General features: G+C 75.4%; 12 protein-coding genes. 2 read left to right on the forward strand and 10 right to left on the reverse strand.

What is annotated here, in order from left to right; all coding sequences use genetic code 11:
- Positions 1 to 176: 176 nt before the first annotated feature.
- A complete protein-coding gene (locus tag ACIP4P_RS18395) occupies positions 177 to 1,085 on the forward strand; it encodes a diacylglycerol kinase (protein WP_400919629.1) in 909 nt (302 codons plus the stop codon).
- Between the two features lie 72 nt (positions 1,086 to 1,157).
- Here the strand turns inward: ACIP4P_RS18395 and ACIP4P_RS18400 are convergent, their stop codons facing one another.
- The 10 genes from ACIP4P_RS18400 to ACIP4P_RS18445 all read right to left on the reverse strand — a co-directional run bounded on the left by ACIP4P_RS18400 (position 1,158) and on the right by ACIP4P_RS18445 (position 10,297).
- On the reverse strand, positions 1,158 to 1,616 hold the full coding sequence (locus ACIP4P_RS18400) for a hypothetical protein (RefSeq protein WP_400919631.1): 459 nt from the start codon (positions 1,614 to 1,616) through the stop codon (positions 1,158 to 1,160).
- A gap of 36 nt (positions 1,617 to 1,652) precedes the next feature.
- A complete protein-coding gene (locus ACIP4P_RS18405; RefSeq protein WP_400919633.1) occupies positions 1,653 to 2,567 on the reverse strand; it encodes a DUF6891 domain-containing protein in 915 nt (304 codons plus the stop codon).
- A 51-nt stretch (positions 2,568 to 2,618) separates the two neighbouring features.
- The gene (locus tag ACIP4P_RS18410) at positions 2,619 to 2,981 is read right to left on the reverse strand and encodes a DUF6193 family natural product biosynthesis protein (protein WP_400919635.1); all 363 of its coding nucleotides are present in this window, start codon (positions 2,979 to 2,981) and stop codon (positions 2,619 to 2,621) included.
- A 2-nt stretch (positions 2,982 to 2,983) separates the two neighbouring features.
- Entirely contained in the window at positions 2,984 to 3,547 is a 564-nt protein-coding gene (locus ACIP4P_RS18415; protein WP_400919636.1) for a GNAT family N-acetyltransferase, read from the reverse strand.
- Positions 3,548 to 3,612: 65 nt separating this feature from the next.
- Complete coding sequence (locus tag ACIP4P_RS18420) at positions 3,613 to 4,971, reverse strand: DUF2252 domain-containing protein (RefSeq protein WP_400919638.1); 1,359 nt, start codon at positions 4,969 to 4,971, stop codon at positions 3,613 to 3,615.
- A gap of 127 nt (positions 4,972 to 5,098) precedes the next feature.
- Positions 5,099 to 6,667 carry a multicopper oxidase family protein gene (locus ACIP4P_RS18425; protein ID WP_400919640.1) on the reverse strand — a complete coding sequence of 523 codons (1,569 nt, stop codon included), beginning with the start codon at positions 6,665 to 6,667 and terminating at the stop codon, positions 5,099 to 5,101.
- On the reverse strand, positions 6,664 to 7,134 hold the full coding sequence (locus ACIP4P_RS18430) for a hypothetical protein (protein ID WP_400919642.1): 471 nt from the start codon (positions 7,132 to 7,134) through the stop codon (positions 6,664 to 6,666). Before ACIP4P_RS18430 ends, ACIP4P_RS18425 begins: the two co-directional genes overlap by 4 nt.
- A gap of 298 nt (positions 7,135 to 7,432) precedes the next feature.
- Positions 7,433 to 8,221 (reverse strand): aminotransferase class IV, encoded by a 789-nt coding sequence (locus tag ACIP4P_RS18435; protein ID WP_400919644.1) that lies wholly within the window; start codon positions 8,219 to 8,221, stop codon positions 7,433 to 7,435.
- A complete protein-coding gene (locus tag ACIP4P_RS18440) occupies positions 8,214 to 9,170 on the reverse strand; it encodes a GNAT family N-acetyltransferase (RefSeq protein ID WP_400919646.1) in 957 nt (318 codons plus the stop codon). The genes ACIP4P_RS18435 and ACIP4P_RS18440 overlap by 8 nt, the downstream gene beginning before the upstream one ends.
- 92 nt (positions 9,171 to 9,262) lie before the next feature.
- Positions 9,263 to 10,297: a DMT family transporter gene (locus tag ACIP4P_RS18445; protein WP_400919649.1), complete on the reverse strand. Its 1,035-nt coding sequence runs from the start codon at positions 10,295 to 10,297 to the stop codon at positions 9,263 to 9,265.
- Positions 10,298 to 10,392: 95 nt separating this feature from the next.
- Here ACIP4P_RS18445 and ACIP4P_RS18450 point away from each other — a divergent pair, with 95 nt between their 5' ends.
- The gene (locus ACIP4P_RS18450; RefSeq protein ID WP_400919651.1) at positions 10,393 to 11,364 is read left to right on the forward strand and encodes a LysR family transcriptional regulator; all 972 of its coding nucleotides are present in this window, start codon (positions 10,393 to 10,395) and stop codon (positions 11,362 to 11,364) included.
- Positions 11,365 to 11,470 lie beyond the last annotated feature (106 nt).

Here is an 11,470-nt window from a genome sequence, read left to right on the forward strand (position 1 = left end):
GTGGCGTGCGGCCACCGGGGGGGCCCCAGCGGGGGCGCCGACACGGCCTACCCCCCCCGGGCGGCCCCCCCCCCCCCCCCAAACCCCCCCCCCCCCCCCCCCGGGGGGGGCCCCCCCCCCGCGCCCCCCCCCCCGACTCCGTTGACCGAGAGTTGACCGAGAGGGGAGTTGGGCCCATGACCGGCCCGAGAACCGTCCGCAGGGTCGTCGTTCTCAGCAATCCGGCGGCGGGCATCGGCCACGCCGAACCCGCCGCCCGCCGGGCCGTCGCCCGGCTGCGCGGCCTCGGGATCGAGGTCGACCCGCAGGCCGGGCGCTCCGCCGAGGACGCCGTCCGGCTCGCCCGCGAGGCGGCGGCCGGCGGGGCCGACGCGGTGGTCGTGGTCGGCGGCGACGGCATGATCAACCTCGCCCTCCAGGCCCTGGCCGACAGCGCCGTCCCGCTCGGCGTCGTACCGGCGGGCACCGGCAACGACCACGCCCGCGAGTACGGACTGCCGATCGGCGCCCCCGAGGCCGCCGCCGACGTGATCGCCGCCGGCCGCACCCGGAGCATCGACCTCGGCCGGATCACCGGACCGGACGGCAGCGTCCGCTGGTACGGCTCGGTCCTCGCCACCGGCTTCGACTCACTGGTCAGCGACCGGGCCAACCGGCTGCGCTGGCCGCGCGGCCGGATGCGCTACAACCTGGCCATCCTCGCCGAGTTCGCCAACCTGCGGCCGCTGCCGTTCCGGATCACCCTCGCCGACGGCACCGTCATCGAACGCGAACTCACCCTCGCCGCGGTCGGCAACTCCCGCAGCTACGGCGGCGGCATGCTGATCTGCCCCGCCGCCCTCCCGGACGACGGCCTGCTCGACCTCACCCTGGTCGACGCCATGCCCCGGCTGAGGATCGCCCGCTTCTTCCCCACCCTCTTCAAGGGCACCCACGTCAGCCACCCGGAGGTCACCACCCTGCGCACCGAGTCCCTCCGGATCGAGTCGCCGGGCATCACCGCCTACGCCGACGGCGAGTTCATCACCGACCTCCCGGTCGAGATAACCGTCCGCCGCGAGGCCCTGCACCTGCTGGTCCCCTGAGGTCCCTGAGCTCCTGAGGTCCTCCCGGGCGGCGGCGGCCCCCGGGAGGGCTCCAGGCCTCCTCGGCCGCCGTCACAGGTGCGCCCTGATCTGACGGACCGGATGGCCGAGCGCGGCGGCCACGGCCGCCAGTTGCGCCTCGGTGAACCGGAGGCACTCCGGGTTCCAGACCTCCAGCTCGAACCGGGCGAAGCCGCACGGCCGGTCGTACGCCAGCGCGTCCAGCGTCGTCGCCGCCCCGCAGCAGGGCACCGTCACCGCGAGCGTGGCGAAGCCGTCCTCGGCGTGCTCCTCCAGCAGGTCGCCCCACCAGCCCGGCTCGATCGAGCCGCCGCAGTGCGGGCAGCCGATCCGCTCCAGGTTCTCCCCGCAGTCGACCGCCGCCGTCCGCCGGTGCCAGGTCACCTCCAGTTCGGCACCGTCGTCCTCCTCGATCAGCCCGGCCAGCACCGCCCACGCCCGCTCGGCCGCTGCCGCATCGGGCTGCCAGTGCGGATCGGTCGGGATCACCGACACCACGTCATCGCTCACCGCTCGCCTCCATCCCGCCTCTGTCCGGTACCACTACTAGCCGACGAGCCTGCGGCGCCAGAGCAGCGGACGTATCTCGATCGCGTCGGACGGGTCCCCGCTCCAGAGCGTCGGCAGGCCCACCGCCGTCAGGGCGGCGACCACCTCGCGGCCGACGGCCGTGGTGGTCGCCGACGAGCCGTCGAAGCCGCCGTAGAGCAGGGACAGGCCGCGCCCGGCGGCGGCCGACTCGGTGCACTGGGAGTGGAAGTAGACGAAGCCCCGGGCCTCCGGTTCGCCGACCGCGCCGATCTCGGCCTCGCCGCAGGAGCGGCAGCAGGCGAAGTCCTCCCGGGCCGTGATGCCCGTCTCCTCCAGCGCGGTGAAGGCCCGGGCGAGGCGCTCCGGATCCGTCTCGCCGATCCAGCCGCTCTGCACGCCGACCCGCTCCAGCCAGAGCCGGTCGGCGAGTTGCTCGGCCTGCGCGCGGGAGAGCGGGCGGCGCTCGGCCGACACCAGGTACTCCTCGGCCTGCTCGGCGAGCCGGGCCCGGTCGGTGTAGCCGCAGGCCAGGGTCAGCCGCAGCTGCTCCTCCAGCTGCCGCCGCTCCTCGGCCTCCAGCACCGGCGCGGGCACCGGCTCCGTCGGGCCGAAGTCGAGCGGCTCCCAGGCCAGGCCGTCGCCCCAGCCCGGCTCCTGCCGCGCCCACCCCGTCATCGCCGCCGCCACCGCATCCGGCCCGGCCACCCGCACCTCGAAGTGCCGGGCGGCGGAGCCGTCGCGGTGTTCGAGCGTGTAGTCGCCGCCGTCCTGGTGGCACACCTGGATGTACACGTCCGGTAGGTCCGGTATCCGCTGCACGACGAGGAAGGAGTCGGCCCCGGCGCCGATGCGCCCGACCAGCCCCGCCAGTTCCTCCGCCGTCACCCCGAGGTGCCGCTCGTCGTTCGACTTCACCGTGATCGCCAACATGCCGTCACCCTGGCACACCCCAGTGACAATCCCCCCGGAGCGGCGGACGGTTCAGGCCCGCCCCTCCCGCAGCCGGGCCACCACGTACCCGACGGCCTCCGCCGGGTCGTCCGTCTCCAACAGCACGGTGCTGGACCGGCCGGGCCGGTCGAGCACCGTGAAGCCGGCGGGCCAGGCCACGATGCCGGGAAAGCCCTCGCCGCCCCGGACCCGGAAGTCCGTCGAGGTGGAGAAGCTCAGGCAGGCCATGGAGGTCCACGGGAACAGCGCCCGCAGCACCGGCTCGGCCGCGGCCGCCTCCAGCAGTCGCCACATCGCGTGGCTGTGCTCGGAATCCGCCGCCCGCTCCCGGGCGTCCTCGATCCGGGCCCGCCACTCCTCGGCCACCTCGGCGGCGAACGTCGCCCCGTCCACGGTCAACTCCCCTGCTGCGCGGCCCCACTGTCGTACTCCTCGCGGCGCAGGCGGAAGACCACGGTGTGTCGCAGCGGGCCGGCCGGGGCGGCGGGGTCGTCGAAGTCCTCGGCCGGGTCGTGGGTCATCCCGAGGCGGCGCATCACGGCCTGGGAGCGCAGGTTGCCCGCGGTGGTGAGGGCGAGGACCTCGGGGAGGGCGAGCGGGCCGAAGGCGTGGGCGAGGACGGCCCGGGCGGCCTCGGTCGCGTAGCCGTGGCCCCAGGCGGAGCGGGCCAGCCGCCAGCCGATCTCGACCCCGCCGACCGGGGCCTCGTCGTCGACGTCGTCCAGGCCCACGAAGCCGATGAACTCCCCGCTCCCCCGCACCTCGACGGCCAGCCAGCCGTACCCGCGCCGCTCGATCGCCGCCCCGTAGCGCGCCACCGAGGCGTCGGTCTGCTCCCGGGTGAGGAGGCCGCCGAGGTGCTCACGGATCTCCGGGTCGGCGTTCATCGCGGCCCACGGTGCGAGGTCGGATTCCCGCCAGCGGCGGATCAGCAGGCGGTCGGTGCGCAGTTCGTTCATGTCCCCCACCCAACGGCACCGCGCCCGGTCCGGGCAAGCCGGTTTCGGGGGCGCCCGGCAACCGCTCAGATCCCCCGGGTCGCGGTGATCCGCCCCGCGTCGATCGCCTCGACGAGTTGCCGGTGGTCGGCCGCCGAGCGGTCCGCGTAGCGCAGGGCGAAGTCGGCGACGGCTTCGGCGAAGGTGTCGGCCGTGCCCAGGTAGCCGGTGATGGCGAGCCGGTCGCCGGTGCGGGCGTGGGCGCGGGCCAGGGTGCGCCCGCACAGCTCGGCGTAGGCCCGCAGGCCGCCGGGGGTCATGGTGTCGACCTCCGCCGAGCCCTTCATGTCGCGCAGTTGGCGGCCGTAGTAGTGCCGTCCGGCGGGGTCGGTGGTCCAGCCGAGGAAGATGTCGCTGGCGGCCTGCAGCAGGTGCTGCCCGGTGACCACCCGGCGCCCGCCGTGGTGGACGGCGACCTCGGCGTCCAGCCGGGTGGGCGGCAGGTGGTCCTCCAGCACCGACCGGCCGGCCTCCTTGAGCTGCAGGAACAGTGGGTCGCGGTGGTCCCGGCCCTCCAGCAGGACGATGTAGCAGCGGGTCCCAACGCTGCCGACGCCGACCACCTTCATCGCCGCGTCGACGAAGCGGTAGCGGTCCAGCAGCACCCGGCGGTCCTCGGCGAGGCCGGCCCGGTAGTCGCTGAACACCTCGCCGATGGCGCGCAGTTCGGTCCGTTTCAGTTCTTCGATGAGCGGCGGCGCGCTGATGATCCGGCACCGTCCGTCCCGTTCCTCGGCGAGCTTGCCGAAGGCCTGGAGGCTGGTGCGGCGCCGGGCGTGGTCGAGGTCGGCGGCGACGGCCTTGCGCCGCCGGGCCTTGCGGATCCGCTCCGGCAGGTCGGCGGCGTCCACCCGGCTGTACCAGACGGCGAGTTCGCCGAGTCCGGCCAGGCGGCGCATCGCGGCGGCGTAGCCCAGGGCGGCGGTGCGGGCGGCGCGCCGGGCGCCGTCGTCGTCCTGGCCGTTGCCGCGGGCGGCGACCGCGATGCTGGCGGCGAGCCGTTTGAGGTCCCATTCGAACGGTCCGGGGTGGGTCTCGTCGAAGTCGTTGACGTCGAAGAGCAGTGCGCGTTCCGGTGAGGCGTACACCCCGAAGTTCAACAGGTGGGCGTCGCCGCAGAGTTGGACGGTCAGCCCGGTGTCGGGGACGGCGGCGAGGTCGGCGGCCATCACGGCGGCGGCGCCGCGCAGGTAGGTGAACGGACTGTCGGCCATCCGGCCGTAGCGGATCGGCAGCAGTCGGGCGACCCGGTCCGCGTCCTGGCCCGCCAGGACGGCGAGCGGGTCGGGCCGGTCGGCGGACGGGATCCAGCGGCCGTGCTCGGAGCGGGAGATCCGTTCCCGGGCGGCCCGCCCGGTGCGGCGGCGTTCGGCGGGGGTGGTCATGGCGGTGGCTCCGTCCGTCGAGGGTGTCGCGGGTGTGGGCACACCTCCGCACGACGGTAGGACACGAGTGCCGGGGTACGCACCACCGCGTTCCCCGGCACTCGGCCGATCGGATGAGCCCGGGGACTCAGCCGACCGTGAAGTCGGCCATCATCGCCATGTCCTCGTGCTCCAGGTTGTGGCAGTGCATCATGTACGTCCCCGCGTAGTCGGTGAAGCGCACCAGCACCTCGACGGCCTCGGCCGGGCGCAGGTCGACGGTGTCCTTCCAGCCCTCGTCCCACGGCCCCGGGTCGCCGCCGTTGCGCCCGATCACCTGGAAGGGGTCGAGGTGGAGGTGCACGGGGTGGTGCACGTCGGTGGAGAAGCGCCACAGCTCGACCTTGCCGAGGGCCGGGGTGGCGAGGATGCGCCCGGGCTCGTACGGGTCGCCGTTGATGGTCCAGCCGTCGCCGCGGCTGCGCCGGAAGGTGAAGTCGCGGGTGGCGACGGCGGCGGAGGCGTCCAGTTCCTCGACGGCGGACAGTTTGGCGGGCACCTTGGCGTCGTCGCTCACCGCCCGGGAGGAGACGTCGAAGCGCATCACCTCGGCGGTACGCCCGCTGCCGAACCGATTCAGCAGGCGGACCTGCGTGCCGGGCCGGTAGCGGGAGAAGTCGACCACCACGTCGAAGCGCTCGGCGGGCGCGATCTCGATCGCGTCGTGGCTGACCGGGGCGGCGAGCAGGCCGCCGTCCGATCCGATCTGCACCAGCGCGTCGCCGCCGGAGGGCTGCGGGTCCAGTTCGAGCCGGTAGAGCCGGGCGTTGGAGGCGTTGAGCAGGCGCAGCCGGTAGTGGGCGCGGTCGACGTCCAACCGTGGCCAGGGCGCGCCGTTGACCAGGATGACGTCGCCGAGGACGCCGTTCATGTAGCCGGAGGCGACGCCGGGCACGGCGAGCGAGGAGTCGGCGGACGGGTACTTGAAGGAGCCGTCGTCGGCGAAGGAGCGGTCGGCGAGCATCAGCGGCAGGTCGCGTTCGCCGCGCGGCAGCGGCAGGGCGCCCTCCTCGTCGTCCTGGACCAGGTGGAACCCGGCCAGGCCGCGCCAGACGCCGGGCCCGGTGTAGCCCATCCGGTGGTCGTGGTACCAGAGGGTGGCGGCGCGCTGCTTGCCCGGATAGGTGTGGGTGCGCTCGCCGACCAGGTTGTGGCCGACCATCTGCGCCATCCCCGGCATGCCCTCCATCGAGGAGGCGGCCGGGGCGGTGGAGCCCACCGGCAGCAGCAGGTCGATCGGATAGCCGTCGCTGTCGGCCGGGGTGTGCCCGCCGTGCAGGTGGACCACGGAGGGCACCGGCAGCTGGTTGCGGTGCTTGATCACCGCGGCCCGGCCGGAGCGGGTGACCACGGTCGGTCCGGGGAAGGTCCCCCCGTACGTCCAGGCCTCGGTCCGCACCCCGGGCAGGATCTCCAACTTCGCGGTCTGCTGGGTGATCTCGTAGTAGTCGTTGGTGCCGTCGGTGCGCACCGGTTTGAGCACGGCCGGCACCGGCAGCGGGACCTGGAAGGCCTCGGGCAGGTCGAGGTCGCTGTAGAGCGGCCGCCCGGGGCGGCCCTCGCGGAGCAGGTACGCCGCCGAGGGGACGGCGACCGAGGCCAGCGCGCCCGCGCCGAGCACGGACGCGCCGAGGCCGAGGAACCGGCGTCGGTTCACCGGTTCACCTCCACCGGCCCGACGGGGCGGGGCAGCCGGCCGCTGCCGTCCGACCCGCCGTCGGCCCGGGCCTGCTGGGCGGGCAGCGGCAGTCGCCAGGCGCCGACCAGGGCGAACAGGATGCCGCTGACCAGCAGCACCCCGAGGGTCACGTGCACCCCGATCGCCCGCGCGTAGCCGGCGCCGATCTGGCCGATCACCGCGACGGTGAGCAGCGCGGTGGTCCACAGCGGCCAGAGCGGGCCGCGTCCGGGCCGGCGCACCAGGAGGGCCGCCACCAGTTGGGCGACGACCACGGTGGCCATCGTCATCGCGTTGCCCTCGTGGTCCTTGAGGGAGTCGTAGGTGCCGTTGAGGAAGCTGCCGGCGAGCATGGCCTGGAGCACGGCCAGCAGGGCCAGGGTGGTGGCGGTGACGCGCAGGAGGATCAGCGGCCAGCGGGGCGCGGCGGCGGGGGGGCTGCTCATGGAGGGCTACTCTCTCTGCTTCGGCGGGTCGGGCGGGGCGGACGCGAACGTCGCTGATGGTTCGTCATGATCAGCCGTGCGCGTGGGTTTCGGGCCGCTCCGGTCTCCCATTGCGCCGGTTACCACGGGGTTTGTCACCCGTCCGGGCGATCGGCTCCAGCGATCCTCCAGCCCCGACCCCCGCCGACGGCCCCCTCCGCCGACCCCCGCCTGCCCGCTCCGCCGACTCCCGCCGGCACCCGCTCCGACCGCCCGCCGACTGAACCGCTCCGCCGACCGCCCGCCCCGCCCCGGCTCGCTACACCGGCTCGGCGGCGACCCCCAGGTACGCGGCGCGCAGCTCGGCGAGCAGCGGGTGGTCCGGATCGAAGGCGGTGCCGTCGACGGCGGCGAGCGGCCGCAGGCCGATGCCCGCGTTGAGCGCGAAGGCCGCGTCGAAGCGGGCCAGCTCGGCGGCGCGGACCGGCTCGCGGGACTGCGGGCCGTCGTACGCGCCGGTCAGCAGCGCCTCGGTGACGCCGGGCAGGCTGGGGCCTTCCGGCCGGACCAGCTTGTCGCCGACCAGGAAGCCGATGTTCCAGGTCGCGCCCTCGGTCACCAGGCCGCCGTCGTCGGTGATCAACACGTCGTCGTACCCGGCGAGTTGGGCGGCCCGACGGTGGTGGACCAGGCCGAACAGGCCGACGTGCTTCACCCCGGGCAGCTCACGCCGGTACGGCGCCGTCCGCGCCCGCAGCGGGGGCGGCACGGCGGCCGCGGCCGGACGGGTGGTCACCAGCAGGGCGGGGGCGGCCGGGGCGGCCGGGCGCTCCAGGCCGAGCGCGGGGTCGTAGCAGGTGACCCGGACGGTCACCGGCGCGCCGTCGGCGGGCAGCACGGCCCGGATCCGTTCCCGGACCGCCGCCCGGTCGAGCTCGGTGCCGAACAGCGTCCGGCAGTCCCGGACCAGCCGGTCCAGGTGCAGTGTCAGACCGCGGGCGGCGCCCGCCTCGACCCGCAGAGTGGTGAAGTGTCCGTAGTTGAGCAGCCCCAGGGCGGCGAGCCGCGCCGGGTCGGCGGGCACACCGTCGATCTCGATCTCAGCCATCCCCCGAGTCTGCCAGCCGCGGGGACACCAGCGGGGCCGGTTGCGGCAGCTCCACCGGACGGTGCGCACCGGCCCCGGCCCGGCCGGTCGCCCGGGCGGCCCGCTCGAACTCCTCGATCCGGACCGCCAGCCCCTCCGGCTCGCCCGCGTCCGCCCACCGCCAGGCCTCCGCCCACCACTGCGGCCCGCGGACCAGCGGACGGCCCGCCAGCGCCAGGTAAAGCGCCAGCGTCGACCGGGCGTACTCGTGCACCCAACCGTCGCAGCCCCGGTAGTCCGCCGTCTCGTCCAGCCGCAGCCAGCGGCCCTCCTGCCCGGCGGCCAGTATCGGCACCCAGCCGCGCTGCCGGTCGGCGACCAGCAGGAGCAGCCGCCCGTCCTCCTCGCGCACCCGGTGGAGCGGGAGCTGGGGCATCCGGGCGAAGGACAGCGACCGCTTCCAGCCCACCACCCACAGCCCGCGGCGCAGGTAGTAGCGGACGGCCGACTGCCAGGTCCAGTGCGCCTCCAGTCGGAAGCCCGGCAGACCCTCGGCGGTCGCCGCCGCGTACACCTCGTCCAGCGCGGCGGCGGCCAGTCCGCGGCCGCGCGCCTCGGGCCGCACGTACAGCGAGGAGACGGCGAGCTGGCTCGGGCCCTTGGTCCAGTTGTCCACCGCGACCGTCCCGGCGACCTCGCCGGCGTCGTCCCGGATCCAGTAGCGCCGCCGGTAGAGCTCGCCGCCGGGCCAGTCCCGGCCGCTCTCCCCCAGCCGCTCCCGCCAGCCCCGTTCGGCCTGCGGCGCCAGCGCGTCCGGGTCCACCCGCTCGCCCAGTCCGCCCTCCACCAGGGACGCCAAGTCCCAGCGGGCGAACCGCCGTTCCTCCCCCTCGACGGCCGCCCGCAGGCGCACCCCCGCCACCAGTCGGTCCTGTGCCCGCTCGACCGCCGCATCCCACGACCTCACCACGGGGCCACCCTAGCGGCCCTCCGGGCACGACCCGTAATCCGTCGGGCACCGAACGTCAGCCCGAGCGGGCGGGCGGCGGCGCCCCGGACCGCTCACGATCGTGCGCGCCGGGCCGCGGGCCGGTCACCGGGGTCACGGTCGACCCCCGGGTCCGCCACCGGGGCCGCAACCGGGACCGCAGCCGGTTCCGCCTCCGGGTCCGCCACCGGACCGGCGGACGGGGCCCTGGACGGGCGGGTGAGGACGACCGCGGCGATCACCAGGACGCCGCCGCCCAGGGCGTTCCAGCCGACCGGCTCGGCGAGCAGGGCGGCGCCGAGGGCGGTGGACCAGAGCGGCATGACGTAGGTGACGGCGGAGGCGACGGCGGTGCCGGCCGCGCGCACCAGGCCGAGGTTGAGCAGGTACGCCAGGCCGGTGCCGACCGCGCCGAGCACCAGCAGGGCCGCCGCGGCCGAGCCGCCCGGCCAGTGCGGGGCGCCGGCGGCGAAGGGCGCGACCAGGGACAACTCGGCTGCGGCGCAGGTGATCTGGACGGCGGAGAGGGTGGTCACCGACTCCGGTCGGCCGGACAGGAACCGGCGCAGGTAGGCGAAGCCCGCGCCGTAGCAGCAGGCGGCGGCGAGGCAGGCCAGGGCGCCGACGGTCTCCCCCGAGCCGAGACCCTGCCAGACCCCGAGCACGGTGAGCACCCCGACGAAGCCCAGCCCGAGACCGCAGAGCCGACGGGCGCCCGGGCGGCGCTCCTCGGCGACGGTGAGCACCGCGAACAGCAGGGTGAACAGCGGGGTGGTCGCGTTCATCACCCCGGCGAGCACCGAGCTGACCCTGGTCTCCCCGAACGAGAACAGGGTGAACGGCACGGTGTTGAGCAGGACGGCGACCACCGCCGAGTGCCCCCACAGCGCCCGGCCGCGCGGGGCCCGCTCGCCGCGCAGCAGCAGGACCGCCCACAGCGTGACGGCCCCCAGCAGGCTGCGCCACAACGCCACCCACACCGGGGGCACCCCGGCGTCCACCGCCACCTTGATCAGGGCGAAGCTGGCGCCCCAGATCGCCGACAGTGCCACGAAGCCCGGCCACCAGCGCCGCACCCCGACCACCTCCCTCTCCGTCCGCTCCGTCACGACGCCCTGGACAGCACGACGTCCTGGACAGAGGGTGGCCCGACGGCGGACCATGAGTCCAACAAGTGACGGTGCCACAAGGATGAGGAAGTCTCATGGCCGCTGAGGTCAATCTGGCCCAGTTCAGGGCGCTGGTCGCGGTCGCCGACACCGGCGGCTTCGGTGCGGCCGCCGACGAACTGGGCATCAGCCAGTCCGCCGTCTCGCACGCCGTCGCCGCGCTGGAGCGCTCGCTCGGCGCGCCGGTGCTGCGCCGCGGCGCCCCCTGCCGCCCCACCGCGCTCGGCGAGCAGGTCCTGCCGCACGCCCGCACCGCCGTCGCCGCCGCGGCCGCCGTCCGGACCATCGCCACCCGGCACCGCGGCGGCCCGACCGGCACCGTGCGGCTGGCGGCGCCGACCACCGTCTGCCAGGCGCTGCTGCCCGGGCTGCTGCAGGCCTGGAAGGCGGCGTTCCCGCAGGTCACCGTGCGGGTCTTCGAGGGCGAGGACGCCGAGCTGCCGGTCTGGCTGGAGGCCGGCACGGTGGACGCCGCGGTCCTGGTCGACGCCGGACCGCTGCCGCCGGGGGCGGTCGCGCTGGGCGCCGACTCGATGCACGCGCTGCTGCGCCGCGACCACCCGCTCGCCGACCAGGAGACCGTGCACGTGGGCGAGTTGGCGGACGACGACTTCCTGCTCTCCGAGGGCGGCTGCGAGCGGCACATCCGCGAGGCCTACCGCCGGGCCGGCACCCGCTTCACGCCCCGGCACCGGATCCGCGACCTCAACACGCTGATCGGCATGGTGCACGCGGGCGTCGGGGTCTCGGTGATGCCCGCGCTGGCGCTGACCATGCTGCCGCCCGACTGCGTGCTGGTGCCGATCCGGCCGGCCATGCACCGCACCCTGACCCTCACCGGGCCGGTCTCGCACCCCTGGTCCCCCGCGGTCAGCGGGCTGTTGGCCTCCCTGGCGGTCGGCGGACCGTTCGCCACCCCGGCCGCCTCGACCGCCGCCACCCCGGCCGCCTCGACCGCCGCCACCCCGGCCACCCCGGCCGCCGCCACCCCGGCCCCGACTGCTTGACCATTTCGGGGTTGACCACCCTTCCCCAACAGGTCTATACCAGTGATGACCTTCGGCAACCACCCGCCGCCGGTGGTCCGTTCGGCCGTCCCGCCACCCCCACACC

The organism is Kitasatospora sp. NPDC089509 (genome assembly GCF_044749365.1).
Classification (GTDB): Bacteria; Actinomycetota; Actinomycetes; order Streptomycetales; family Streptomycetaceae; genus Kitasatospora.

Excerpts from the sequence above, each read along its gene's own strand:
- ACIP4P_RS18435 (WP_400919644.1), bottom strand. The coding sequence starts at position 8,221 with ATGGCTGAGATCGAGATCGACGGTGTGCCCGCCGACCCGGCGCGGCTC.
- ACIP4P_RS18395 (WP_400919629.1), top strand. The coding sequence starts at position 177 with ATGACCGGCCCGAGAACCGTCCGCAGGGTCGTCGTTCTCAGCAATCCG.
- ACIP4P_RS18415 (WP_400919636.1), bottom strand. The coding sequence starts at position 3,547 with ATGAACGAACTGCGCACCGACCGCCTGCTGATCCGCCGCTGGCGGGAA.
- ACIP4P_RS18450 (WP_400919651.1), top strand. The coding sequence starts at position 10,393 with ATGGCCGCTGAGGTCAATCTGGCCCAGTTCAGGGCGCTGGTCGCGGTC.
- ACIP4P_RS18420 (WP_400919638.1), bottom strand. The coding sequence starts at position 4,971 with ATGACCACCCCCGCCGAACGCCGCCGCACCGGGCGGGCCGCCCGGGAA.
- ACIP4P_RS18430 (WP_400919642.1), bottom strand. The coding sequence starts at position 7,134 with ATGAGCAGCCCCCCCGCCGCCGCGCCCCGCTGGCCGCTGATCCTCCTG.
- ACIP4P_RS18405 (WP_400919633.1), bottom strand. The coding sequence starts at position 2,567 with ATGTTGGCGATCACGGTGAAGTCGAACGACGAGCGGCACCTCGGGGTG.